Here is a 25,444-nt window from a genome sequence, read left to right as displayed (position 1 = left end):
ACAATTTCACAAAGGGAAACATCCATGAATATTACAAGACGTAAGACATTGCTTCTGAGTGCCGCGCTTGCCGGGGCCATGCTGTTGCCGTCCTTGCCCGCATTGGCGGCAGAAACGCCGAAAAAGGGCGGGATCGTTACTCTTGCGGGTCTCGGCGAGCCGACGACGCTGGTGCCGCTTTCCGATTCCAATACGCGCACCCGCGCCATTTCCACGAAAATCCTTGAAGGGCTGGTGCGGTTCGACAGCGAGTTCAAACCGCACCCGGTTCTCGCCGAAAGCTGGGAAACATCGGCAGACGGGCTGCGTCACACGTTCAAACTGCGCAAGGGCGTAAAATGGCATGATGGCAAGGATTTCACCGCGCAGGATGTTAAATTTTCGCTGCTTGCCTTCAAGAAGGTCGGCCCGCGCGGACGCATCACCTTTGCCAATATTGCCGATATCGAAACGCCCGATCCGCTGACGGCGGTGGTGGTGCTTTCCAAACCCGCACCCTACCTTCTGCGGGCGCTGACGGGCGGCGAAACACCCATACTGCCGGCCCATGCCTATGCTTCGGAAAACTACAATGAAAGTCCGAACGGCAATGCGCCCATCGGCACCGGCCCCTTCGTGTTCGAGGAATGGAAACGCGGCAGCTATGTGAAGCTGAAGAAGAACCCGCATTACTGGCAGGCCGATCTGCCTTATCTCGATGGTTTCGTGGCGCGCTTCGTTGCGGATGCGGCCTCCACCACCATCTCCGTGGAAACGGGGGAGGCGGATTACACCGCTGACGTTTCCTACAGCGATCTCGAGCGTCTGCGGCAAAATCCGAAGCTTGCGGTGGAGGTCTATACGGACGCCTATCTCAACAATGCCGCCATCTTCGAGTTCAATCTGGAAAATCCGATCCTCGCCAAAAAGGAAGTCCGGCACGCCTTGGCCCATGCCATCGACCGCGATTTCATCAACGACGCCATCTTCTTCGGAACGGCCAAACCGGCCGGGTCGAACATCCCGGCCGTCTTCACCGCCTATAATGATGAAAAGCCTTTCACTTATCCCTTCGATCTCGCCAAAGCGAACGAATTGCTGGACAAGGCTGGTTACCCGAGAGGTGCTGATGGCACCCGTTTTTCGCTGCGACTCGCCTTCCTGCCATCCGACGTCTTCCGCAAAACAGCAGAATATCTGCGCTCTTCCTTCGGCAAACTCGGCGTGAAGGTAGACATCGTCGAAGGCGATCTCGCCACCTTCATCAAGCGCGTTTACACCGAGCGCGGTTTTGACCTGACGGTGAACGGCATCAGCCGGCTGTTCGATCCGACGGCGGGCGTGCAGCGTCTCTACTGGTCCGATGGCATCAAGAACCCGGCGCCTTACGTCAATGCCGCCCACTACAATAACCCCAAGGTGGATGATCTTTTCCGTGCGGCCGCCATCGAGGTGGATGAAACGAAGCGGGCGGCGCAATTCCACGACATCCAGAAAATCGCCGGCGACGACCTGCCGAATTTCTCCATCGTCGCTTTGCCGACCGTCATTCTGCGCAATACCAGTCTGAAGTCGCTCGTCACGACCATCGACATTGCCTATGGGGATTTGTCGACGGCCTGGAAAAGCGAGTAAGCGTTTTGAAATGTGAGTTCATCCCCACTCCGTCACCCCGGACTTGATCCGGGGTCCAGCGTGATCAAGTCCTTGATCGCGAGAGAGTCCTCTCACGGCGCAGACGCGCCGTGGCTGGATGCCGGATCAAGCCCGGCATGACGGTAGAGCGGTCTACGATCTTCCTCATCAACTCTAGCCCGGCAATTCTGTCGGGTTTTTTATTGCTGAAAATTGCTGTCCGGCCTTTTTTCGCTGTCGCGTGATAACGGTATTTTCGGGAAAAACATTGCTTTTGGAACAGGCCGGCAGGAACAGGGATGCCGGCATTTGAAATTTCAAAAAAATCAATTTTATCAATAATTTAGCGCAAAGCAATTCTTCGTTTCAAAGCAAGAATTGCTTTCTGGACCCACGCTTTGGCTGCCTGCACTGTGAACTGGAAATCTCACCCTCACATGATGGATGCCATGGCCAAGGACACACTTTTTCTGATCGCCCCCGGTTTTGAAGACCCCAAGCACCCGGGTGTCCGCTTCGTCTGCCCGCATTGTAACCAGATCGAGGGTCTGCTTGCCGCCTTTCCAGACCTTGCGGGGCAGATCGATATCCGCCGCGTCGGTTTTCAGCGCCCGCGTGAGGCGGTCATCGCCGCCGTGGGTGAAGAAAATCAGTCGCTGCCGCTGTTCGTCTTTGCCGGCCAGGCGCCCGCTGACGCCGCGGCAAAGGGCGATACGCACTTCATTCAGGACACCAAACGCATTTTGCAAATTCTCGCCGAGCGCCACGGGTTCCCGCAGCTGCATTGAGCTGCCGCTCCCGCGCATCGGATTTTTTCGGAGACAGACATGACCATTTCCAGACGCCAGTTTCATAAGATTGCACTTGCCGCCGGCGCTTTCGTGGCGCTTCCGGGCGGTTCTTTCGCCGCTGCCGAAGAGCCTGTTTCGGGCGGCACGCTGAAGATCGTATATTTCCCTGAGCCAACCCAGCTCGTGGCCATCAATACCAGTGCGGGCGGCCCGCAGTTCATCGGTTCGAAAATTTATGACGGGCTTTTGACCTATGATTACGAGCTGTCGCCCCAGCCAAGTCTTGCGAAGGAATGGAGCGTTTCGGCCGACGGGCTGGAATATGTCTTCCATCTGCAGCCGAATGCGAAATTCCATGACGGCAAACCGGTGACATCGGCGGATGTGGAATTTTCCATCCTTCGGCTGAAAGAGGCGCATCCGCGCGGCCGGGCGACGTTCTCGAACGTCGAAAGCGTCGATATATCAGATCCGCTGGTTGCGAAGGTGAAGCTTTCCAAGCCCGCCCCGGGCCTGATTACTGCGCTCGCCTCGTCGGAATCGCCAATCGTGCCGAAGCATATCTTCGAGACCTTCAAGCCGACAGATAATCCGAAGCCCGCCCAGATCATCGGCAGCGGTCCCTTCGTGCTGAAGGAATGGGTGCCGGGCAGTCATATCCTGCTGGAGAAAAATGCCGATTATTGGGATGCGCCGCGCCCTCATCTCGACCGCGTCATCATCCGCCTGATCAACGATGCGGGTGCCCGTGCTGCCGCACTGGAAACCGGCGAAGGGGATATTGGCCCCAACCCGGTCGCGCTTGCCGATCTGGAACGGCTGAAATCCATTCCGACGCTGAAGGTGGATGACCGCATCTATGCCTATGCCGGCCAGCAGAACCAGCTGGTGATCAACCTTGAGAACGAATATCTTAGGGAATTGAAGGTCAGGCAGGCCATCGCCCATGCCATCGATGTTCCGGCGCTCATCGATACCGTGCTTTATGGTTATGCCGTGCCGTCGCCGACGCCGATTAGCCCCGGCCTTGCGAAATTCCACAATGCCGATATCGGTTTTGCCAAGTTCGACGTCGCGCAGGCGGAGAAATTGCTGGATGAGGCCGGTTTCCCGCGCAAGGACGGCGGCAAGCGCTTCAAGCTCCGCGTCACCACCAACCCGTTCAATCCGCAGACCTATTCGGATTTCATCGCGCAGGCGCTGTCGAAAATCGGCATCGAGGCGGATATCCAGAAATTCGATTTCGGCACCTATGTGAAGGTTGTCTATACCGACCGCGCCTGGGACCTTTCGGTGGAATCCCTCTCCAACACCTTCGATCCCACAGCCGGTGTGCAGCGCGTCTACTGGAGCAAGAACTTCAAGATCGGCCTGCCGTTCTCCAATGCCAGCCATTACGCCAATCCGGAAGTGGACCGGCTGCTGGAAGCGGCGGCAGTGGAGCCGGATATCGAAAAGCGCGCGGCCTTCTTCAAGGAATTTCAGGCCGTTGTCGCCAGGGATCTTCCCGTCATCAATCTCGTCTCTCCCATCCAGCCAGTCGTCGGCAGCGTGCGCATCAAGGACTATGCGACCGGCGCAGAGGGGCTGAGCGGCAATCTCGCCAAAGCCTGGGTGACGAAGGAGGCGTGAGCCTCCTTCGGTTTTAACCCGCATCAGAGCGAATAAGAGGTTACTTCCATGAGCAGAAAATCCGAAAAGCTGGTTCTCAATGCCTTCATCTATCCGGGCGGACATCATGAGGCGGCATGGCGGCATCCGGATTCGGAGCCGCATCGCGTCACCGATATAAAGCTCTATCAGGATATCGCCCGCAAGGCCGAAGCGGCGAAACTGGATGCCATTTTCTTTGCCGATGCGCCGGTGCTGGATGCCAATATCCGCTATGCCGCCCGCCACCGGCTGGAGCCGATCACCATGCTGGCGGCCCTCGCTGCCGTCACCGAAAAGATCGGTTTCATCGCCACGGCCTCCACCACCTATTACGAGCCCTACAATCTCGCGCGGCTGTTTGCTTCCGTCGATCATATCAGCGGCGGCCGGGTTGGCTGGAACATCGTCACGACTTCGGCGGATGCGGCGGCCGGCAACTTCAATCTCCAGAAGCATCCACCGCATGCCGACCGTTACCGTCAGGCCATCGAGTTCGTCGATGTGGTGACGAAGCTCTGGGACAGCTGGGAAGACGATGCCATCGTCGCCGACAAGGAAAATGGTCTGTTTGCCGACACAGACCGCATCCACCCCGCCAATCACGATGGCGAATTTTATCGGGTGCGGGGCGCGCTCAACGTGCCGCGTTCACCCCAGGGCCGGCCGGTCTATGTGCAGGCAGGCTCCTCGGAGGAGGGCCGTGGTTTCGCGGCTCACTATGCTGAGGCAATCTTTACCGCGCATCAGACTCTGGAGAGTGCGCGGTCTTTTTATTCTGACATCAAGAGACGTGTTGCGGCTGCAGGTCGCAATCCCGCCCATGTTAAAATCCTGCCTGGCATCAGCCCCTTTATTGCACCAACCGAGGAGGAGGCGCGCAAACTTGAGGCCTCCTTCAACGATCTCATCCAGCCGGCCTTTTCGCTCGGGCAATTGCAGCGCATCACAGGCATAGACCTGTCATCGGCCGATCTTGACCAGCCGCTGCCAATAGAGGCCGTCGAAGCGACACGCGCGCAGGCGGATAGCAGCCGCCATCAGCTGGTCCTCGATGTCATAGACCGGGAAAACCCGACGATCCGGCAATTGCTGCACCGGCTTGCCGGCGGGCGCGGCCACAAGGTGATTTCCGGAACACCGGAGCAGGTGGCGGACTGGATAGAGACCTGGTTCCGCGAGGGCGCCGCCGATGGTTTCAACATCATGCCGCCATGGCTGAATGGCGGGTTCGATATCTTCGTGGATGAGGTGGTGCCGATCCTGAAACGCCGTGGCCTGTTCCGTGAGGATTACGAAGGCGATACGCTGCGCGACCATTATGGCCTGCCACGGCCGGACAATATCTACACGGCCAGAGAGTTGCAAAGGGAACGCGCCTGAGGCGGGACGGGCGTGTTAGAGCATTTCCAGTAAAAGTGCGTAGCGGTTTTACGTCCGGAAAATGCGGAAAAAGAGGTAAAGCGGTTTCGCGTTTCGGAGAAAAGCGGAAATGCTTTACGCGGCGGCTTCGAGGGAGCGTATATCCTCGCGCAACAAAGCGAGTAGAGATGCGACCTCAGGCAGCCGCCGCCTGTCAGGACTGGTCAGCAGGTGGTAACGGCTCGCAGTCGGCTGCGGTGATCCAAAGGGGGCGATCAGGCGGCCGTTTTTCAGCTCTTCCGAAATCAGCGAGTGGCGCGCGAGGCCGATGCCATGGCCGGATAAGATTGCTTCTATCAGCGCCGTCTGGCGTGAAAAACGTGGGCCGGTCGCCGAAAGTCGGAGTGGAATGCGGCAGGCGCGCAGCCAGTTCGCCCATTCGAAGGCGGCGTCCAGGCCATTGCCACGCAACATCGCGAAACCGAGATCCCGCAACTGCTCCGGTCCGTCTGCAAGCTCATGGCGGGCTGCGAACTCGGGAGTGCAGACAGCGCTAACGGTATCGGCGAAAAGCGGCTCGTGAAGAAAGCCCGGAATTTGCGCGTGGGTGGCGACGATGGCGCAATCGGCATCAAAATGGGTGAGATCGACGGTTTCACCCTCGATGGATTCGATCGAAAGCTCGACGTCTCCAAGCGCCGGAACGATGCTGCCCAGCCGCGGCGCCAGCCAGCGGGCGGCAAAGCAACCCTCCGCCAGAACCTTCAACTGCGGTCGGGCGTTCGAAACCATAAGGTCGGAAAGACTGCCGATCATGGTCTCGAAAGCATCGGCAAGGCCGGGATAAAGCGCGCTGCCGGCATCCGTCAGCAGCAATTCGCCGCGCTGGCGGCTGAAAAGCGGCTGGCCGAGATGGGTTTCGAGAATACGGACCTGTTGGCCGATGGCGGCGGTGGAGACATGCAGTTCCTCCGCCGCCCGCGAGAAGCTCGCATGGCGGGCGGCCACGACAAAGGCGCGCAAGGCGGTCAGCGGCGGCAGCCTGGAAAGTGTGGGCAGGCGAAAAGCTGCCCGGCTCGCGGCGGGAGCGACAAACTCCGTTCTCATTGCTGTTCCTCCTTTGCCGCCTGCATCTTCCGCATGATCAGAACACCCGGCCTTCCCTGAGATGCGTTGTGGTGCCATTGAGGTAATAGTCACCAATCACCCGCGCCTTATGGGCAAGCGGATTGTGATTGTAGACCGTGCGGATGTTGCGCCAGTGGCGGTCGAAATTGCGGTCGCTCGATGTCGCCGAGCCGCCGCCGAGCTCATAGAGGTTGGTGGCGACGGTCAGCGAAAGCTGCGAGGCGATGATCTGGGTGCGGGCGGTGGCAAGCGAGCCTTCCAGCAGGGCTGCCTCAATGGCCTCTTCGTCACCATTCGCGAAGGCGGCAGCCGTTCGGTCGAGCGTTCTGGCCGCTTCGCGGATGAGTGTCTTGACGGCGAAAGCGCCGGCACTGATTTCACCCAGCATCTTCTGCACGAAGGGATCCTGATTGGCGGTTTCCGCAGTGCTGTGAAGTGTGGTGCGCGCCTGGCGCAGAACATATTCCACACCATCGTTGAGCGCCCCCTGAACCGCGCCGGCGGCCGATGCGGCGAGATGCAACTGCCGCATGGCCGAGCTGTGGCGGCCGATCTGGGTGCCGAGCTTGCGGGTCGTCAGCTCATGCGGCAGCACCTCGACATTTTCAAGCAGCACACCGCCGCTTGCCGTCATGCGCTGGCCCATGCTGTCCCAGTCGTCGAGAATGGTGATGCCGGTACGATCAAGCGGAATGAGCACGCCGATCGGCTGCTCGTCATCGCCAATGGCGCTGAAGGTGCCGAAATCGGCAAAGGCGGTGCCGGTCGCATACCATTTGCGGCCGTTCAGCCGGTAGCGATCGCCATCGGCACTCAGCCGCGTGGTGATTTCGCCGGGGCGTTTGGTGCCCTGCTCGGTGCTGGCGCCCGCAAAGAGCTTGCCGGCAAGGACCTGTTCAAGATGCCGCCGGTCCTCCAGCTCGATGGGTGCAAGGGCGAGATTTTCGGTGAAATTGAAATGGCTGCGAAGCGCGTGCGGAATATTGCTGTCGGCTTCGCCGAGGATCATCAGCACTTCGATATAGTCGGCAATCGAGCCGCCCGGTCCGCCCTTGGCTTCGGGGACACGCAGCGTGCCGATCTTTGCCTCCTTGATAAGGGCGAAGATATCGAAGGGCAGTTCCCGCTGGCGCTCGCGGCGGGCGGCATCCCGGCCCGCGATAGCCGCAATGTCCTTTGCCCGGGCCAGGATTTCGTCACGGCTCGGCACGCCGGAATTATTGGTGGTGGTTGTCTGTGGTTTCGGATTGGACATTGCGGTTTTCCCGTGAGCGGATGTGATAGCCTGCGGCACAATCGCGCCGCAGGCATGTTCGTCTGGGCGATCAGGCGACCGCGCGCGGCTTGAGCGCCGGGCGGTGTGCGGCCTCGAGATTGCGCGGCACGCGGCCTTCGACGGGATGGCTCGGATCGTTGAAACCGGGTGTCGAGGGATGGCCTGTCGTCACAAGGCTGTCGACCAGTGCTTCATCTTCGGCATCGATTTTCACATCGAGGGCGCGGATATAGCCATTCCAGTGCTCTTCGGTGCGCGGGCCGGTGATGGCGGCGGTGATGAACTTGTTGTTCAGCACCCAGGCGAGTGCGAAATCCGCCGCCGAAACGCCCTTTGAAGCGGCATGGGCCGCGACCTTCTGGGCGATTTCAACCGATTCCGGACGCCATTCCGTTTCCAGAACGCGCTTGTCGCCCCGGCCAACGCGGGTATCGGCACCCGGCTGTTCGCCCGGCTGATATTTGCCGGTCAGTACGCCGCGTGCGAGCGGCGAATAGGAGACGACACCAAGGCCATAATGATTGGCCGCCGGCAGCTGCTCGGCTTCGGCCGTGCGGTTGACGATGTTGTAGAGCGGCTGGCTGGCAACCGGCCGGTCGATGCCAAGCTGATCGGCCAGATGCGAAATTTCAGCGATGCGCCAGCCGCGGAAGTTCGACACGCCGAAATAGCGCAGCTTGCCGGCGCGGATGAGATCGGCGATGGCGCGCACCGGCTCCTCCAGCGGCGCATCGAAGACGGCGCGGTGGAAATAGAGGATGTCGATATAGTCAGTGTTGAGGCGGCGCAGCGAATTCTCGACGGTCTCGATCACCCATTTGCGAGAATGGCCGCCAACGTTCGGGCCCTTGGTATGGGAATTGACGAATTTCGTCGCCAGAACCCAGTGATCGCGCGTGGACTTGATGCCGCGGCCAACGACCTCTTCCGACTTGCCGTCGTGATAGACATCGGCGGTGTCGATGAAGTTGATGCCCTGTTCGCGTGCCTTGTCGATGATGCGGAAGGCCACGTCATCCGGTGTCGGGCCTCCGAACATCATCGTGCCGAGGCTCAGCGGTGAAACTTTCAGCGCGCTGCGTCCGAGATAGCGATAGTCGACCATTATGGTTGCTCCTTTAAGTTATTGGGCATGGTGGCAGGCCACGGCGTGGTTTTTGCCGAAAAGGGTGTAATCCGGCGCTTTTTCGCGACAGAGATCGGTGGCGAGCGGGCAGCGTGTGTGAAACCGGCAGCCGGATGGCGGATCGTGCGGGCTCGGCAGATCGCCGGAAATCGGTGCCGCCTGCTTGCGGCGGGCGGGATCGGGAACGGCAGCGAGAAGGGCGCGAGTATAAGGATGCTTCGGAGAAGCCCAGAGTTCCGATGTCGGGGCGCTTTCGACGATCTTGCCGAGATACATGACCAGCACGCGGTCGGAGAAATAACGCACCACGGAAAGATCGTGGGAGACGAAGAGATAGGACAGCGAAAGCCGCTTTTTCATCTCCACCAGAAGATTGAGGATCTGCGCCTGTATCGAAAGATCGAGCGCCGAGACCGGCTCGTCGCAGACCACCAGTTCCGGTTCCAGAACCAGTGCGCGGGCAATGCCGATGCGCTGGCGCTGACCGCCGGAAAATTCATGCGGATAACGGTCGAGCGAATCCGTGGGCAGGCCGACCTGCGCGACGATGGCTTCAACAATCTCCCGCTGGCGCGTCCGGTCGCCGATGCCGTGCACTTTCAGCGGCCCGGTAAGGATGGTGCGCACCGTCTGTCGCGGATTGAGCGAGGCGAAAGGATCCTGAAAGATCATCTGGATGCGGCGGCGTATGCCGCGCAGCTGCGAAGGCGTCATTGCCGTCACATCGGCGCCCTTGAAGGTGATCCTGCCGGAAGACGGCTCGACCAGACGCATCAGAGACTTGCCGAGCGAGGATTTGCCACAGCCGGATTCGCCCACCAATGCCACGGTTTCGCCCGCCTCGATATCGAGCGAGACGTCATCGACGGCGCGCACGGTGCCGCGTCCGCCGGTATAGTGGGTGGAAAGACTATGCACTGACAAGAGCGTCATCGGACACCTCCTGGGATGTGGGAGCAACGAAGGGGCAGGCGGCGTAGCGGCCTTCCGAAATCGGCCTTAGCGGCGGCACGAACTGCCCGCAGAAACCACGGGCGCTCGGACAGCGCGGCCGGAAGGCGCAACCGCGTTCCCCCGTGGCGGAAACGATGGAGCCGGGAATCTCGATGAGCGGCCCGTCGCGATAATGCTGGCCGTCTTCCGCGCGCGGCGAGGCGGCAAGCAGGCCGCGCGTATAGGGATGGTAGGGGTTGGAGAAAACCGGTTCCGGCAATCCCTCCTCCACCTTGCGGCCGGCATACATGACCATCACCCGGTCTGCCCATTGCGCCACGATGCCGAGATCGTGGGTGATGAGGATGACCGCCATGTTGAGATCGCGGCGCAGATTGTCGAGCAGTTGCAGGATCTGCGCCTGTATCGTCACGTCAAGAGCCGTCGTCGCCTCGTCGGCGATCAGGAGTTTCGGATTGCAGGCAACGCCGATGGCGATCATCACACGCTGGCGCATGCCGCCGGAAAGCTGGTGCGGATAATCATCCACCCGGCGGCCGGCATCGGGAATGTTGACGAGGTCCAGCAGTTCGATGGCGCGTTTGCGCGCCTGATGCCGGTCGATCTTCTCATGGATGCGCAGCACCTCGATGATCTGTTCGCCGACCGTCAGCACGGGGTTGAGCGAGGTCATCGGCTCCTGAAAGATCATGCCGATATCCCGGCCGCGAATGCCGCGCCATTGCCGCTCGGAAAGCGGCAGCAGATCGCGGCCCTCGAGCAGAACCCGGCCGCCGGTCTTGGCGTGGGAGGGCAGGAGGCCGATCAGGCCAAGCGCCGTCAGGGATTTGCCGGAGCCGCTTTCGCCGACGATCGCCAGCATTTCGCCGGGGCTGACATCGAAACTGACGCCTTTGACCGGCTGGGTTGAACCGAAGCTGACGGAGAGATCATGGACTTCGATCAGTTTGCTCATCGGCGTTCCTCCGAAAAACGGGGGTTGAGCGCATCGTTGAGGCCATCGCTGATGAGGTTCAGCGAAATGACGGTGAAGACGATGGCAAGGCCGGGAAGGGCGGTCAGATACCACGCCGTGCGGATGACATCACGGCCGGAACCGATCATCGAACCCCAGGAGACACGGTTGGGATCGCCAAGCCCCATGAAGGACAGCGCTGCCTCCATGAGGATCGCCCCCGCCACCATGACGGATGAGGTGACGATGATCGGTGGCAGCGCATTGGGCAGGATTTCCTGAAACACGATGCGGGCATGACCATAACCCAGGCTGCGGGCGGCGAGCACATAATCCTTTTCGCGGATGGCGCGGAATTCCGCACGGGTAAGACGCGCAACGAGCGGCCAGGTGATGATGCCGATGGCTGACGTGACCGTGGTGACAGACGGCTGGGCGATGGCGACCAGCACCACCAAGAGCACGAAATTCGGCAAGGTCTGGAAGATTTCGATCAGCTTGACGAGGATATCATCAATGACGCCACCAAAATAACCGGCGAAGGCGCCAACCGCGATGCCGATGGTGAGGCCGATCAGCGTTGCCACGACACCGACGGTGAGCGAAATGCGCGCGCCATGCACGATGCCGGCCAGAACATCCCGGCCCATGGAGTCAGTGCCGAGCGGATAGGCCGCGTTCTGGCCCGGCCACAGGAACGGGCGGGCCACCATTTCCAGGGGATCGCCGGGATAGATCAACGGGGCGATCAGTGCGGTGACGATGACGGTGGCGAGAAACAGCAACCCGACGATGGCATTGGGATTGGTGAGGAAGATTTTCAGTTCGCGCCGCAGTCCACGTCGCGGCACGGAGACGGAGCGGGCCGAAAGCGCATCCGGCGCATGAATATAGGGCCAGGCCTTTTCTTCCGGCTTTTTCGGTTTGGGATTGGTCTCTTCAGCGCCAAGTTCGGCCGTGTTGAGAACCGCTGTCGTGTGGGAGGAATTCATCGGCTTTCTCCGATGCGGGGGTCAAGCCATGCCTGCAACAGGTCTACGGCTGCATTGACGATGATGACGACGAGGGAGGAGAGAAGCAGAATGCCGAGCAGCACGCTGAAGTCCCGCGCCATGACGGCTTCGAAGGCGAGGCGGCCAAGGCCCGGCCAGCTGAAGACGGTTTCAACCACGACGGCGCCGCCGAGCAGGCCACCAATATGCATGCCGGCCATGGTGGTGATGGGGATGAGCGCGTTGCGCAGGATGTGGCGTGTGGTGAGCCTGATCGGCGAAACGCCTTTGGCACGCGCCGTGCGCACATAGTCCTGGGATTTCACCTCCAGCATCGCCGCGCGGGTGAGGCGGGCATATATGGCCAGAAAATAGAGAGCCAGCGACAGGGCAGGGAGCACGATGTAGCGCAGCCTGTCGAGAAAGGCTGAAAAGCCGGTAAGGCTGCTGCCGATAGTGCTGTCACCGCCGGACGGAAGCCAGCCGAGCTTGACCGAAAAGGTCAGGATCAGCATCAGGCCGATCCAGAAACCCGGTACGGAATAAAAGATCAGTGAGCCAATCGAAATGATCCGGTCCGGCAGCTTGCCGGAGAAAAGCGCCATGATGGAGCCGAGGAACACGCCGACGAAGATCGCGATACCAAGGGCTGCGCCCATCAGCGCAAGCGTGCCGGGCAGGCGCTGGCCGATAAGGTCTGCCACCGGCATGCCGTATCGCGGCGAAAAACCAAGGCTGAACTGGGCCAGATTGCCGAGATAGTTCATCAGCTGATGCAGAACCGGCAAATCCAGTCCAAAGCGGGAGCGGATTTCCGCCATGGTCTCGACGGTTGCCGAACCCGCTTCCGCTGCCAGGACATCGGCGGCATCGCCGGGCGCCAGCTGCAGCAGGAAGAAGTTCAGGATGACGATACCGAGAACCGTCGGAATGGCCTGAATGGCCACCCGTCTTGCCTGCGATAAAATCCGTTTCGAATTCGACATCGGCTCCAGTCCGTAAGCGTGGGAAACATAAAATCAGCCTCGAATGGCGTGAGCATTAGTTGACTAATTTTATGGAATTTGTCAAAGAGTAATAGAATTATTTTCTGAAATTTACGGAAATATGCGCAATAAAGAAAAGATAATTCCTAATTATGAGAATGGTTGGTTCTTCATGCCAAACTCACTCTCCTCTGCGGAACAAACTTCTTCCTAAGCGCGACCGTTCAGTTTGCCGGTTTTTTGCCGGTTCAATCAAGGAGAGGGTATCGCATGACTATTTTCAACCAGACGACGCGGCGAAGTTTCCTGCTGGCCTCGGTGGCGCTTGGCGTGGTGTCTTTGCCGGGGCTGAAGCTCCGCGCGGCGGAGCCGGCAAGTGGCGGCACGGCCACCCTGCTCATCTCATCGGAACCGCCGGTGCTGACGACGATCGCGCATACGGCCTATAATTCCGTCTATATATCGCCAAAGGTGACCGAAGGTCTGCTGACCTATGATTTCGATCTCAATCCCAAGCCGCTGTTGGCCAAATCATGGGATGTGAGCGCAGATGGCCTGCGCTACACCTTCAAGCTGAGGCCTGGCGTAAAGTGGCATGACGGCAAGCCGTTTACATCAGCCGATGTGGCTTTCTCCATCAATACCATCAAGGAAGTGCATCCGCGCGGCCGTAATACATTCCTGAACCTCACAAGCGTCGAGACGCCTGATGAGTTGACGGCGGTTCTGGTTCTTTCCAAACCAGCGCCATACCTGATAACGGCGCTCGCCGCCGCCGAAACACCCATCGTGCCGAAACATCTCTATGAAGGCACGAAAGTCACCGAAAACCCGGTCAATCTCGCCCCCATCGGAACCGGCCCGTTCAAGTTCAAGGAGTGGGTGCGCGGCAGCCATATCGTTTTCGAGCGCAATGCCGATTATTGGGATGCGCCGCGCCCCTATCTCGACAAGCTGATCGTCCGCTTCATTCCTGACGCTTCCGCCCGCGCGATTGCCATCGAAACCGGCGAGATCGATCTCGCCCCCAGCACGCCGGTCGCCTATAGCGATCTCGACCGGCTGAAAGAGCTTCCGAGCCTCGGTTTTGAGACAAACGGCTATCAATATTCGAATTCCGTCAGCCGCGTGGAGTTCAATCTCGAAAAGGATGTGTTCAAGGATGTGCGCGTCCGTCGCGCCTTTGCGCATGTGATCGACCGCAACGTCATCTTCAACACCGTTAATTACGGTTACGGCGCAACCATCACCGGGCCGATCAATCCCAAGCTGACGAAATGGTTCGTGGATGATCTGAAGACCTACCCGATCGATCTGAAGGCCGCCGAAGCGCTTCTCGATGAGGCCGGATACAAGCGCGGTGCGGATGGCATCCGTTTCAAGCTCAATCTGGATTATGTGCCGAGCACCGAAGCCTATCCGCGCGGTGCGGATTATATTCGCCAGGCGCTGGCGAAAGTCGGCGTCGATGTGACAGTGCGCACGCAGGATTTCGCCACCTATACCAAGCGCATCTACACGGATCGCGATTTCGATTTTGCCTATGAGGGCATGAGCAATCTCTTCGATCCGACCGTCGGCGTGCAGCGGCTTTATTGGTCGAAGAACTTCAAGAAGGGCGTGCCTTTCTCCAATGGCGCGGCCTACAGCAATCCGAAGGTGGATGCGCTTCTCGAAGCCGCCGCCGTCGAGATCGATCCGGACAAGCGCGTCGCGCAATGGAAGGAAATCCAGCAGATTCTCGTTGAAGACGTGCCTGCAATCGACATCGTCGCAGCACCAGAAATTACCATCTTCAACAAGCGTATCGCCGATCACACCATCGGCGCCGAAGGTGTGGCGGGAAGCCTCGCCTTCGCGCATATCGCCGCATCCTGATCGTTTCACCAGACCCGGCCCCCTTTGCTGCGGGCCGGGACTTTTCCCTTTCATCGAGGACAAAGCCATGAGCACGTCACTTTCTGAAATCTGGTACACACGCTGCCCGGTGCCCACGCCCGTGGGACTGGCGGCCCAGCTCGGTTATCTCGGGCAGACCTTCGAGGAGGTCGGCATATCGCTGAAATCCATCATCGATTCGCCTGACCGTTCCGTGCGTCAGAGTCATTTCAACCACACGCTGGAATGGTCCTTCCGTCACGGCGGCAATGTGCCGCCCATCCGCGCCCGTTCGGAAGGGCGCAATACACGCCTTGTCGGCATTACCTGGACGGATGAGTTTCAGGCAATCATCACCCTGCCGGAGACCGGTATCCGCTCTGTTGCCGATCTTGCCGGTCGCCGTTTCGGCGTGCCGCGCAGGCCGGAAGGCATTGTCGATTTCATGCGGGCGACGGCGCTGAAGGGGATCGTCTCGGCGCTTTCGCTGGAAGGGCTGACGGTAGAGGATGTCGAACTGACGGATATCGTCATCACGGATTCGGTGCTGGCCTCGCAGGAAGGACCGTCGCTTTTCGGGCTGAAGCGCCGGCAGTCTTTCGGTGGGGAGATCATCGCGCTGCTGCGGGGTGAGGTCGACGCGATCTTCGTCAAGGGAACGGCGGGTATTGCTGCCGCCAATCTGATCGGTGCGGTGCAGGTGGTGGAATTCGGTTTTCACGCCGATCCGAAGATACGCATCAATTCCGGTTCGCCCCGGGTGCTAACGGTTGATGGGCGGCTTGCCGATGAGCGCCCCGATCTGGTGGAGCGGCTGGTTGCCGCCATCGGCAAAGCCTCGCTCTGGGCGGAGCAGCATCCGGAAGAAACGCGTCGTTTTATTGCCCGTGAGGCCGGCGCGACGGAAGAACAGGTTCTGGTCGCCAACGGGCCGGAGGTCCACCGCCATCTCGGCCTTGGCCTTGATGCGGACCTTGTCGCCGCTGTCGGTCACTACAAGGATTTCCTGCATCAATGGGGTTTTCTTGAAAACGACTTCGATCTCGGCGAATGGATTGACGATCGTTTCGTGACGGCAAGTGAAAGGGCGGTGGCATGAGTGGTGCGTTATCCGCCGTTCCGCGCCCGCCGGAACAGCAATCCAGCCCCGTTGCCGTCGCAACTGCGCTGGCCGACGATTTCAGCCTGACGGCGGCGGACCATGACAAAAGCGGCGAATTCGCCGCCGGCAATTTCGAGGCGCTTTTCAAGTCCGGCCTGCTGGGTCTCGTCACGGCTGAAAAGGATGGCGGCTGGGGCGAGGGCATGGAGACGGCCCATGCCGTCATTGCGACCATTGCCAGGGGCGATCCGTCCACCGCCCTCATTCTCGCCATGCATTACAGCGTTCATGCCGCGATACGGCGCGGCAAGTGGCCGCTAGCACTTGCTTCAAGGGTGCTGGCCGCCAATAGCAGGGAACCGGCGCTTTTGAACAATGCGCAGGCGGAGCCGGGGGTCGGTTCGCCGGCCCATGGCGGCCTGCCGGAAACGACGGCGCGGATCGAGGGCGATGTCTGGATTGTCAATGGTCGCAAGAGTTTCGTCACCGGCCTGCCGGGTCTGAAATGGGCGATCGTGCTTGCGGTAACGACGGAAGAGGCGCCGCGCCTGATCCAGCTTCTGGTACCACTGGATGCGCCGGGCATCACCCAGGAAAAGGCATGGGAAGCGACCGGCATGTATGCCACCGCAAGCCATGACCTGGTGCTGAAGGAGGTAAGGGTGACGCTTGCCGATATCGTTGCCGAACAGCCGGCGGATGAGCCCTTGCGGCGCGATGAGGCAGACGGCTATAATTTCTTCGCGCTGCTGGCTTCCGTCTATCACGGTGTTGCGCTTTCGGCGCGTGACGATCTCCTGCGCCATCTGAATGGCCATGTCCCGGCAAGCCTTGGTGCGCCGCTCTCCTCCATTCCCCGTATTCAGGAAGGTCTCGGCCAGATCGAAGTGCTTCTTGCTGCAAACCGGCGTCTACTTCTCTCCGTCGCCCGCGATATCGACGCTGGCGAAAGGGTAGGAACCGATGCGCTCGCCGTTCGCCATGTGGTGATCGACAATGCGGTGGCGGTGACGGATCTGGCGCTGGAACTTGGCGGTAATCGCGGCCTGCGCCGGGATTATAATCTCGAACGCCATCATCGCGATGCCATCACGGCAAGGGCGCATGCGCCACAAAGCCACATGATCCGCACAATTCTCGGCCGTCAGAGCATCAAGGCGGCGGGCGGCTGATCGATGAAAACGCCGGGCGGCCTTGCCTTTGCAGGATCGCCCGGCATCGTCTCGGCATCAATCCCGCAACAGCGGCAACAGCCTGTCGCCCTGCCGCTCGATCTCCTGCAGATAGGGCGTGTCGGAAAGCACGAAATGGGTGATGCCAAGCGCGCGGTATTTACGCAGTGACGCCGCGACATCTTCCGCCGAACCCACCAGCCATGTGGTTGCCGCACCGCCGCCGCCGAACTTGCCCGGTGCGGTGTAAAGATTATCGTCCAGAACATCGCCCTGACGGTGCAGATCCAGCAGCCTGCGTTGGCCGATTGCCACGCCTTGCAGATGATCGTTCCAGCGCGCTCCGTTGTTCGCCGCCATCTCGGCAACCTTCGCTTCCGCGTCGCGCCATGCTTCTGCCGTCGTTTCACGTACCAGCGTGGTGATCCGCAGGCCGAATTGCAGCGGTGGTAAGTCACGGCCAAGCGTTTCACTGAAATGCCTGAGCCTTTCTATCCGTTCGCCCACACCGGCGAGTGGCTCGCCCCAGAACAATTGTACATCGGCCTCGGTTGCGGCGACCTGCTCGGCCGCTTCGGATGCGCCGCCGAAATAAAGTTTGGGATGCGGCCGGCCGTCGCGTGCGGCGATACGCGGCAGGACAGTCGAATTCTTGACGCGGAAATGATCCCCGTCGAAGGTGACATTTTCTTCCGTCCAGAGCCGCCGCACCAGCCGCATGAACTCTTTCGTGCGCGCATAACGCTGCGCCTGATCACCTTCTTCATCGCCATAGGCGGCAAGCTCGTCGCGACCCGAGACGACATTGATCCGTACCCGGCCACCCGAGAGTTGATCGAGCGTGGCGGCGGCGGATGCGAGATTGGCCGGTTTCCAGTAGCCGGGGCGGATGGCGATCAGCGGCTCGAAGGTGGTGGTGCGCGCCGCAAGGGCGGCCGCCACCGTGAATGTGTCGGGCCGGCCCCAGCCGGTGCCGATCAGCGCGCCTTTCCAGCCATGATTTTCCAGCGCCTTTGCGTGGCTGCTCAACGTATCGAGGCTGTTATGGTTGTCGCTGACGGCATCGCCCCTGTGGCCGGGTTTGACGTCATTGGGGATGTACCAGAGAAATTCGCTCGTGCTGCTCACATTATCCGCCTGAATTTTCGATTCATGTCGCGGTGCGAGAATGACAAAGCGACGGCGGATGGGCCAAGCAGCGGTGTCTCATTTGATGTGCGTCGGAGGAAAAGCTTTCCGCAGGAAGGGAATATATTGCACATATTTTCTATGTAAAAAATGTGAGTAAATGATTCCGCCCGAACAGGGATTTATCGGCGGTTGAGAACGCATTTTCTTCTGTATCGAATTTCTTCAGATCGATTTTTTCTTTGATCCAGAAAGGTGAGCAAGCGAGCATTCGACTGGAATCGTAAAAATCATCATGCTTTGCACGGACCACCCGCAACCACGGAGCAGGCATGTGTACCACCTTGATTGTTCCCGGACTGAACGGTTCGGATGAGGGGCATTGGCAGCGGCACTGGCTGCTGGATGATCCCGCAGCGCAACTGGTAGATCAGGATGACTGGCAATGCCCGGTTCTCGAGGACTGGCTCGGCCGTCTTGAAGCAGCGCTTGCCTCTGTCGACAGCGCCTATATCGTCGCGCACAGCCTCGGTTGCGTGCTAGTCGCGAATATGGCCTCCCGGCCGGCGGCGGCAAAAATCAGAGGTGCGCTTCTTGTCGCACCGGCTCATCTGGACAGGGTGGAAGCGATGCATCCCTGTATCGTTCGGTTCGGAGCCTTTCCTCTGGCGCCGCTTGCTTTCCCCAGTCTCGTCGTCGGCAGTATGAACGACCCCTATATGAGCCCGGAAGACCTGGCATATACGGCTGCCAGCTGGGGAAGCGATCTCGTCAATCTTGGCCCGGCAGGGCATATCAATATCGCTGCCGGTTTTGGAAGGTGGGCGGAGGGATATGACCTGCTGGCACGCCTGAAAACGGGTGCGGGCTCCCAATCGCCTGCGGCCAGATCGAGAATACGGGGATTGCCCGTGGTTCGCGGCGGGCATCTTCAGGGGGACGCCAGCGCACCATAATCTGTCGGCTCATGAAGGGATGTGTTCCAGTTCAGTCCTGCTTTCAGCGGTATACAACTTTTGAGAGTTTTATGGCGGTTTTATCCGAAGAAAATTTCGAATCTCATCTTTTGATTGTTTTGAGTGACTGCATTTATTTTCTACAGAAAATATGAAAAACAGTTTCTTCGCTCCGGACGATTTTGTTGCGACCTTTCAATGGTCATCAAATCAGGAAGGGGTAAGGGAATGTCCAGGATCAAGTCTGTAGCGTCGGCTCTCGGCGGATTGTTGTTGTCGACGGTATCGCTGTCTGCTGCCGGCGCATCGGACGCGCTGGTGACGGCCGATTGGCTGAAGGAAAATCTCGACAATCCGAAGGTTCGGGTTTTCGAAGTCAGCGTCGATACGGGCGTCTACGAGCGCGGGCATATTCCCGGCGCGGTGAACCTCAACTGGCATACGGATCTCGTTGACAAGGAACGGCGCGACATTGCCGCGCGGGAAAATTTCCAGTCCCTGCTGCAAAAGGCCGGTGTCAGTGACGATACGACGATCGTTCTTTATGGCGACAACAATAACTGGTTCGCCGCCTGGGGCGCGTGGATTTTTGAAACCTATGGCCTTGGCGACCGGGTGAAGCTGCTGGATGGTGGCCGTAAGCTCTGGGAAGCGCAGGGCCTGCCTTTCGACACATCGGCACCCGCAACGGCCGAAACGAAACTGAAACTTGGCGAACCGGACACCTCGGTGCGGGCGCGGTTTGTTGACGTGGTCGCCGTGGCCGAAGGCAAACATAATATCAAGCTGGTCGATATTCGCTCGGCGGATGAATATTCCGGCAAGATTTTCGCACCCGATGGCGTCAAGGAATTGTCAGTGCGCGCGGGCCATATTCCCGGCGCTGTCAACGTGCCGTGGGGCACCATCGTCAACAAGGACGGCACCTTCAAATCCGCAGACGAGATCAAGGCGATCTATGCGGAAAAGGGCATCGACGGCTCCGCCCCGGTCATCACCTATTGCCGTATCGGCGAGCGCTCCAGCCACACCTGGTTCGCCTTGAAGAAGATACTCGGTTACGACGTCCGCAACTATGACGGTTCCTGGACCGAATATGGCAATGCGGTCGGCGTTCCCATCAGCAACCCGACCGGTACGGTCTGGACGGGCAAATAAGCCGCAGCCTTCCTTTTTGAAGCCGGTGCGCCAGTGCGGCGCACCGGCGTTTTCTCCTGCCATATCCGGTATTTCATGCATCTTACCTTTCGCCGCTTCGCGGCCTTGGCCATTTTATGCACGCTGACTGTTGCTGCTCACCAACTGGGGACGCTTGAGAACGGCAGGCAGCTTGCATTTTCACTGTTGGCCGGTATCGCTTTTGGCATCGTGATGCAGCGCGGGCGGTTCTGCTTCCTCTGCAATTTCCGGGATTTCATCGACGACAGGCGCTCGGATGGCGTCCTTGCGATTCTCGTCGCACTTCTTGCGGGCGTGGTGTTTTATCAGATCATCACCATCGCGTGGATGCCGGTTCCACAGCTTGGTCGTCTGCCGCCCAATGCGCATATCGGCCCGGTCGGCTGGGTCCTGGCGTTGGCGTCGACGGTTTTTGGTGTAGGCGCTGCACTTTCCGGCTCCTGCCTGTCGGGGCATTTTTACCGGTTGGGGGAAGGAGCCTTTGGCTCCGTTCTTGCCATTGCCGGTGCGGCGCTCGGTTTTCTGCTGGCGTTCCTCAGCTGGAATTTTCTTTATAGGCTCAGCGTATTCAACGATCCGCCGGTCTGGCTGCCGCACCATCTGGGATACGGCTTGGCGCTGCTGATAGTCGGTTTTGTTTTGGCCGGGCTGATCTTCATTGTTCTTTTTTTCGATAAGTCAGCGTCTGTTCCATCGGGCGTACCGGAAAACCGGCTGCAACAGGCCCTGCGAAGCGTTTTTGTCGAACGCTGGCCGCCGGTCGTCACCGGGGTTCTGGTTGCAGCCATCAGCGCCTTTTCCTATTTCCGCGTTGCGCCGCTTGGGGTGACCGCCGAACTCGGCAGCGTCGTCAGAACGGCCGGCGCATCCGCGGCATGGGTGCCGGAAACGCTTGCGGGCCTCGATACGGTGCGCGGCTGCATCAGCGCGGTGAAAACCACGCTTCTGTCGCCTAACGGCGTCTTCGTGCTGGGGCTGATCTTTGCAAGCTTCGCAGCCGCGCTTTCGGCGGGAAAATTCCAGCCATCCTGGCCATCTGCCGGCGGGTTGGCAACCCGTTTTGCCGGCGGTGTGTTGATGGGCTGGGGCGGCATGACCGCGCTTGGCTGCACCGTCGGCGTGCTGCTGTCGGGCATTCATGCGGGTGCGGTGTCGGGCTGGGTATTTCTTGTTTTCTGTAGTCTTGGCGCCTTTGCGGGCCTCATTATCAAACGCAGGCTTTCCTGGCCGTGATACCCCCATGCTGAAATACGGCCAATTCCGCTGTCCGAAATGGAATTTTCCTCGCCTTGGCAACCTTAGTCCGCATTTGCGGGCTGCTGGTCAATTATAGAATAGTAATTTTATGGAAAATATTGACGATTTTGGATTGCCGCCGGAGGATAGGGGATGTTGAGCAAAGGAGGCGCACATGCCGCAGGGACTTCATGCGTTTACTTTCGATCTGTTCGGTCTGACCCGGCGCCAGCCGCGGGGAGATGAACAGGGCACTCTTCATCCGCTGGATCACTCCGGGCGTATCAGGCAGGAGAAAAGCGATCTTGAACTTGAGCGGGAAGAGATCTGCGAAATGAACTTCGCCATGCTCGGTCTTTATCCGGTCTTCTGAGGGGATGGGCCGTCCCGGTCCGCGTGCCATTGCGGGGAGATAAACTCTCCCCGCCTCGGAAAAATTGGAACGAAATTTCTTATATATGTGGCGGAATTGGCTACCCTTTTTACCGCCGGGCCTCGTGTCGGCCGGGCTGAATATTCGAGGGTTTGCCAGATAGAACATTATTTCCATAGAATATAAATATTATGGAAAACGATGTCTATTTAATCCCCTGCCGCCGCTGCTAGCTATTGAACAATTCAGCTGTTTTCAGGAGCGATCGATGACACTGCAATATGCGGCCAAGGATCAACAATTCATCAATCTTCGCGATCCAGTCTCGGGCAGGGCTGCGGATGCCGACAGCCTCAAGGCGGCGCTGAGAACGCTCGGCGGTGGCGTCAGCGTCATCACCGCCGGAGAAGGCGAGGCACGCACCGGTGCGACCGTGACCTCGGCCACGGCCCTGTCGGTCGATCCGCCGAGAATTCTGGTGGCGCTCAACCGGTCGTCGTCCACATGGCCGGTGGTGCAGCGTTTCGGTCACCTCGCTGTCAACATCATCGGCGCGAACCACCAGTTCATCGCCAACCAGTTTGCCGGCATCGGCGGCCTGAAGGGTGCGGATCGTTATCGCGGCGCGGAGTGGACCCGGCTGGCGAGCGGCGCTCCCATTCTCGAAGATGCCGTTGCGGCGATCGACTGCACCATCGAGGAGGCGATCGAGCGACACAGCCACGTCATCGTCATCGGCAAGGTGGAGGCGATCCGCATCGGCTCCGGTCATTCGCTGGTCTATCAGAACGGGCGTTATCATTCGCTGGACTGAGCGCCGGCCGCTGCGGCGCTTTCAACGGGTTATTCTTTGAGGGAGTTGAGCATGGGATCTGTCACGCCGCTCGGCGAAAGAATTCGTTTCGTTCCTCCACGTCTCGGCGCGGATGGCGATGTGCTGACCGTGGCCCGGGCGATTGCCGAACAATGTCCCTTTGAAAATGCCGGACAGGTCCATGCGCGGATCGCCCGTTCGGGCCTTCTCGCCCTCTCTGTTCCGAATGAATTGGGTGGGGCGGATATCACCAATGACATTCTCGCACAGGCGCTTTCGATTATTGCCGTGGCCAGTGCGGGGGCAGCGCGTGATCTGATCGAACATTTCACCGCGCTTGAATTCATCCGCAATGCCGGCAGCGAAGAGCAGCGCGCGGCCCTTTTTGCCCGCCTTGATCTTGGCGAGACCTTTGCGCTTGTGTCTTCCCACGCGGGTGTGGAGCAGCCGGTTCCGATGATCGACGATGATTATGCCTTGCGGCTTCCCGATGATGTCGCGCGTTCGGTCACGACCGATGCCGACTGGATCGTCGTTCCAGCCGTCAATGCAGCGGGAAAAGCCCTGCTCGTGGTGCTGCGCAACCGGCCGGATACATCATGGGATGGCCTGCTGCGGGCCGATCAGGTCACCTTTCTTGCGCAGGGGGCAGGAAATCTTGCCGCTTCCGTTGCCACCTTGCTGAAAGCGGCGGTGGCCCTGGGTGAAAAACAGCGTGAACTTTCGGCGCTGCTGATCGACAGATTGGCCGACGAAGGCGCGGCACAGCCAGCCATTGGCGAGGTTTTTCTCGCCATCGAACTGCTGAAGGCACAAATCTCCGGCCTTGCCGCGCATATCGATGCGGCGCAGGTGGGTTCGGAGAACGTGACGTTTCGGTCGGTCAGGAACAGCGCGATCACGCTTGAAATCCTGATGGCGCGTCTTGGCCTAATCGATGGCGCGGGGGAATCCGGGCTGCTTGCATCCCTGGGGGATGATCTGCGCCGGCAATAGGCGGTGCTATTTGCCAGCGGGAATGGAGCGCGCTTTCTGCCCGTCCCTGGCGACGAACTGTGCGAGCGTCATGTTGTCCAGGATTGTTGCGATGGCGTCGCGCACGTCCGTCATCGAAACCCTGACCTGACAGGTCTCGGGATCGTCACAGTCGTCACAGGCTTCAAAGGCGGTGCGGCTTGCGCAGCGGATGGGCGCCAGAGGGCCGTCCAGTGTGCGGATGACCTGGCCGATCATGATTTCGGATGGTGTTTTCGAGAGTGAATAACCGCCATTTGGTCCCTTCTTGGAGCGCAGGATACCGCTGTTGCGCAGTTCGAGAAGGATGGTGTCGAGGAACTTTTTCGGAATATTGTTGCGTGTGGCAATCTCTGTCACGAAGGCAGTCTCGCCTTGGGGCAGCTGCGCCAGATCGACCAGAGCCTTTAATCCGTATTTGCCTTTTTTGGTCAACATCGCCTGATCCGCAAAAAGGGCCGGCACATTCCGCGACGCCGGGCCATATTATTCCTAACTTACTAAGTAGTTTTTAGCGAATTCCGGCGCAAGCCCGTTTCGCAGGCATGTGCCGCTGAAAACGGCTTATTGCCCGTCATTCTCATACCCATGTTTCGGCGTGACGGATGATCTTGCCGGAGTTGATTTCTCAAAGCCTGGCGGAAAACAATATTTTCTCTGATCGCATCGCAACGTGGAACGAACGTTCTTTATTAGAATATAAAATCGGTAGACAAAGTATGCATCAAAAGACGTGCGAGGTGATGATGTATACTCTCAGTTTGCTGGACAAGAGCCCCGTTTCGGCGGGTGAGGATGCGGCCGGCGCATTCCGCGACACGATCAATCTCGCCAGGCGTGCCGACGATCTGGGTTATCGTCGGTTCTGGGTGGCCGAACATCACAATTCGCCGGAGCTTGCCGGCTCCGCGCCCGAGGCGCTTGTGGCGTGGATACTGGCGAAGACATCCCGTATCCGCGTCGGCTCGGGTGGCGTCATGCTGCAGCATTACAGCCCCTACAAGGTCGCCGAGGTTTTCAATGTCCTCTCTTCGCTGGCGCCCGGCCGGGTCGATCTCGGCATCGGCAAGACGCCGGGTGGCCTGCCATTGGCGACGTCCGCCTTGCAGCAGGCCTATGATCCTGCCCGCAAGCCGGATTTCGAGACGGCCTTCGGGGAACTCACCACATTTTTATCGGGGGCCGCGCCGCTGGATCATGCGCAGGCCGGATTGCAGGCAACGCCTGCGCCGCCGGTCGCGGCAGAGAGATTCCTGCTCGGCGCCAGCCCGGAAAGTGCAAGGCTTGCGGCTTCAAAAGGATGGAGTTTCGTCTTTGCCGGTCATCTCAATGGCGATCCGGACGTTCTTCGTCGCAGCCTGTCGGCTTTCCGTGCAGAAAGCGGCGGAAATGCCCCGATCCTCGCCTTGTCGGCCTTTGCCGCCAGTGATCCCGACCATGCCGCAAGGCAGGTCGAGGGCCAGCGCATCTACCGGGTGTTCCTCAGCGATGGCAGGGCTTTCAATCTCGGTCGCCGCGAGCAGGCGGAAGAATTTGCCCGCCAGTCCGGCGATAGCGATTATCGCATCGAGGAGCGCAAGCCCAACGTGCTGCATGGTGCACCGGAGGATATTCACCGGGCGTTGCGCGCTCTTTCCGAAGAGCACGGCATTGAGGAATTCATCATCGAACCGCCGCATGTGGGGGCCGATCAGCGGCTTGCCTCGGTTGAACTCTTGGCCACGCATCGCCTTTCCCGGGCGGCGTGATTTTGTCCTC

Annotated in this window: 23 protein-coding genes; 14 read left to right on the top strand and 9 right to left on the bottom strand. The window is 59.6% G+C overall.

Annotated elements, in window-relative coordinates:
• The first annotated feature begins 24 nt into the window (after positions 1 to 24).
• The 4 genes from JZX88_RS11835 to JZX88_RS11820 all read left to right on the top strand — a co-directional run bounded on the left by JZX88_RS11835 (position 25) and on the right by JZX88_RS11820 (position 5,438).
• Entirely contained in the window at positions 25 to 1,614 is a 1,590-nt protein-coding gene (locus JZX88_RS11835) for an ABC transporter substrate-binding protein (RefSeq protein WP_206913697.1), read from the top strand.
• A 437-nt stretch (positions 1,615 to 2,051) separates the two neighbouring features.
• Positions 2,052 to 2,402, top strand: a complete 351-nt coding sequence (locus JZX88_RS11830; RefSeq protein ID WP_206913696.1) for a DUF3088 domain-containing protein — start codon at positions 2,052 to 2,054, stop codon at positions 2,400 to 2,402.
• A 39-nt stretch (positions 2,403 to 2,441) separates the two neighbouring features.
• A complete protein-coding gene (locus tag JZX88_RS11825; RefSeq protein WP_206913695.1) occupies positions 2,442 to 4,037 on the top strand; it encodes an ABC transporter substrate-binding protein in 1,596 nt (531 codons plus the stop codon).
• Between the two features lie 48 nt (positions 4,038 to 4,085).
• Positions 4,086 to 5,438, top strand: coding sequence for an LLM class flavin-dependent oxidoreductase (locus JZX88_RS11820; protein WP_206913694.1), 1,353 nt, complete (start codon positions 4,086 to 4,088; stop codon positions 5,436 to 5,438).
• Between the two features lie 114 nt (positions 5,439 to 5,552).
• Here JZX88_RS11820 and JZX88_RS11815 read toward each other — a convergent pair whose 3' ends face one another.
• From JZX88_RS11815 to JZX88_RS11785, 7 genes are all read right to left on the bottom strand, one after another.
• Complete coding sequence (locus tag JZX88_RS11815) at positions 5,553 to 6,524, bottom strand: LysR substrate-binding domain-containing protein (RefSeq protein ID WP_206913693.1); 972 nt, start codon at positions 6,522 to 6,524, stop codon at positions 5,553 to 5,555.
• Positions 6,525 to 6,561: 37 nt separating this feature from the next.
• On the bottom strand, positions 6,562 to 7,800 hold the full coding sequence (locus tag JZX88_RS11810) for an acyl-CoA dehydrogenase family protein (RefSeq protein ID WP_206913692.1): 1,239 nt from the start codon (positions 7,798 to 7,800) through the stop codon (positions 6,562 to 6,564).
• A gap of 70 nt (positions 7,801 to 7,870) precedes the next feature.
• Positions 7,871 to 8,926, bottom strand: a complete 1,056-nt coding sequence (locus tag JZX88_RS11805) for an aldo/keto reductase (RefSeq protein ID WP_206913691.1) — start codon at positions 8,924 to 8,926, stop codon at positions 7,871 to 7,873.
• An 18-nt stretch (positions 8,927 to 8,944) separates the two neighbouring features.
• The gene (locus JZX88_RS11800; protein WP_065117475.1) at positions 8,945 to 9,880 is read right to left on the bottom strand and encodes an ABC transporter ATP-binding protein; all 936 of its coding nucleotides are present in this window, start codon (positions 9,878 to 9,880) and stop codon (positions 8,945 to 8,947) included.
• Entirely contained in the window at positions 9,858 to 10,856 is a 999-nt protein-coding gene (locus JZX88_RS11795; RefSeq protein ID WP_065117476.1) for an ABC transporter ATP-binding protein, read from the bottom strand. The genes JZX88_RS11800 and JZX88_RS11795 overlap by 23 nt, the downstream gene beginning before the upstream one ends.
• Positions 10,853 to 11,848 carry an ABC transporter permease gene (locus JZX88_RS11790; protein WP_065117477.1) on the bottom strand — a complete coding sequence of 332 codons (996 nt, stop codon included), beginning with the start codon at positions 11,846 to 11,848 and terminating at the stop codon, positions 10,853 to 10,855. The genes JZX88_RS11795 and JZX88_RS11790 overlap by 4 nt, the downstream gene beginning before the upstream one ends.
• Positions 11,845 to 12,834 carry an ABC transporter permease gene (locus tag JZX88_RS11785; RefSeq protein WP_065117478.1) on the bottom strand — a complete coding sequence of 330 codons (990 nt, stop codon included), beginning with the start codon at positions 12,832 to 12,834 and terminating at the stop codon, positions 11,845 to 11,847. Before JZX88_RS11785 ends, JZX88_RS11790 begins: the two co-directional genes overlap by 4 nt.
• Positions 12,835 to 13,104: 270 nt before the next feature.
• On the opposite strand from JZX88_RS11785, the gene JZX88_RS11780 reads away from it, so the two are divergent.
• The 3 genes from JZX88_RS11780 to JZX88_RS11770 all read left to right on the top strand — a co-directional run bounded on the left by JZX88_RS11780 (position 13,105) and on the right by JZX88_RS11770 (position 16,986).
• Positions 13,105 to 14,712, top strand: a complete 1,608-nt coding sequence (locus tag JZX88_RS11780; protein ID WP_206913690.1) for an ABC transporter substrate-binding protein — start codon at positions 13,105 to 13,107, stop codon at positions 14,710 to 14,712.
• Positions 14,713 to 14,779: 67 nt separating this feature from the next.
• Positions 14,780 to 15,811 carry an ABC transporter substrate-binding protein gene (locus JZX88_RS11775; RefSeq protein WP_206913688.1) on the top strand — a complete coding sequence of 344 codons (1,032 nt, stop codon included), beginning with the start codon at positions 14,780 to 14,782 and terminating at the stop codon, positions 15,809 to 15,811.
• Positions 15,808 to 16,986: an acyl-CoA dehydrogenase family protein gene (locus tag JZX88_RS11770; RefSeq protein WP_206913687.1), complete on the top strand. Its 1,179-nt coding sequence runs from the start codon at positions 15,808 to 15,810 to the stop codon at positions 16,984 to 16,986. Before JZX88_RS11775 ends, JZX88_RS11770 begins: the two co-directional genes overlap by 4 nt.
• Positions 16,987 to 17,043: 57 nt before the next feature.
• Here JZX88_RS11770 and JZX88_RS11765 read toward each other — a convergent pair whose 3' ends face one another.
• Entirely contained in the window at positions 17,044 to 18,114 is a 1,071-nt protein-coding gene (locus JZX88_RS11765) for an LLM class flavin-dependent oxidoreductase (protein WP_206913686.1), read from the bottom strand.
• A gap of 332 nt (positions 18,115 to 18,446) precedes the next feature.
• Here JZX88_RS11765 and JZX88_RS11760 point away from each other — a divergent pair, with 332 nt between their 5' ends.
• The 6 genes from JZX88_RS11760 (at position 18,447) to JZX88_RS11735 (ending at position 23,668) form a co-directional block, all read left to right on the top strand.
• Positions 18,447 to 19,070 carry an alpha/beta hydrolase gene (locus JZX88_RS11760; protein ID WP_206913685.1) on the top strand — a complete coding sequence of 208 codons (624 nt, stop codon included), beginning with the start codon at positions 18,447 to 18,449 and terminating at the stop codon, positions 19,068 to 19,070.
• A 228-nt stretch (positions 19,071 to 19,298) separates the two neighbouring features.
• The gene (locus JZX88_RS11755; RefSeq protein WP_206913684.1) at positions 19,299 to 20,228 is read left to right on the top strand and encodes a sulfurtransferase; all 930 of its coding nucleotides are present in this window, start codon (positions 19,299 to 19,301) and stop codon (positions 20,226 to 20,228) included.
• Positions 20,229 to 20,414: 186 nt separating this feature from the next.
• Positions 20,415 to 21,482 (top strand): YeeE/YedE family protein, encoded by a 1,068-nt coding sequence (locus JZX88_RS11750; RefSeq protein ID WP_236773994.1) that lies wholly within the window; start codon positions 20,415 to 20,417, stop codon positions 21,480 to 21,482.
• A gap of 178 nt (positions 21,483 to 21,660) precedes the next feature.
• Entirely contained in the window at positions 21,661 to 21,858 is a 198-nt protein-coding gene (locus JZX88_RS11745; protein ID WP_142855961.1) for a hypothetical protein, read from the top strand.
• Between the two features lie 268 nt (positions 21,859 to 22,126).
• Positions 22,127 to 22,672, top strand: a complete 546-nt coding sequence (locus JZX88_RS11740; protein ID WP_065117486.1) for a flavin reductase family protein — start codon at positions 22,127 to 22,129, stop codon at positions 22,670 to 22,672.
• 51 nt (positions 22,673 to 22,723) lie between these two features.
• On the top strand, positions 22,724 to 23,668 hold the full coding sequence (locus JZX88_RS11735; RefSeq protein WP_206913682.1) for an acyl-CoA dehydrogenase family protein: 945 nt from the start codon (positions 22,724 to 22,726) through the stop codon (positions 23,666 to 23,668).
• Positions 23,669 to 23,674: 6 nt separating this feature from the next.
• On the opposite strand, the gene JZX88_RS11730 is transcribed toward JZX88_RS11735, so the two are convergent.
• Positions 23,675 to 24,124 carry an Rrf2 family transcriptional regulator gene (locus JZX88_RS11730; RefSeq protein ID WP_206913680.1) on the bottom strand — a complete coding sequence of 150 codons (450 nt, stop codon included), beginning with the start codon at positions 24,122 to 24,124 and terminating at the stop codon, positions 23,675 to 23,677.
• Positions 24,125 to 24,429: 305 nt separating this feature from the next.
• Between JZX88_RS11730 and JZX88_RS11725 the strand changes: the two genes are divergently transcribed.
• Complete coding sequence (locus tag JZX88_RS11725) at positions 24,430 to 25,434, top strand: LLM class flavin-dependent oxidoreductase (protein ID WP_065117488.1); 1,005 nt, start codon at positions 24,430 to 24,432, stop codon at positions 25,432 to 25,434.
• The last annotated feature ends 10 nt before the right edge of the window (positions 25,435 to 25,444 follow it).

It is taken from the genome of Agrobacterium sp. OT33 (assembly GCF_017313365.1).
GTDB lineage: Bacteria > Pseudomonadota > Alphaproteobacteria > Rhizobiales > Rhizobiaceae > Agrobacterium > Agrobacterium rhizogenes_A.
Note: the sequence above shows the minus strand (reverse complement) of the source record. Positions and strands in the feature narration are given on the sequence as shown.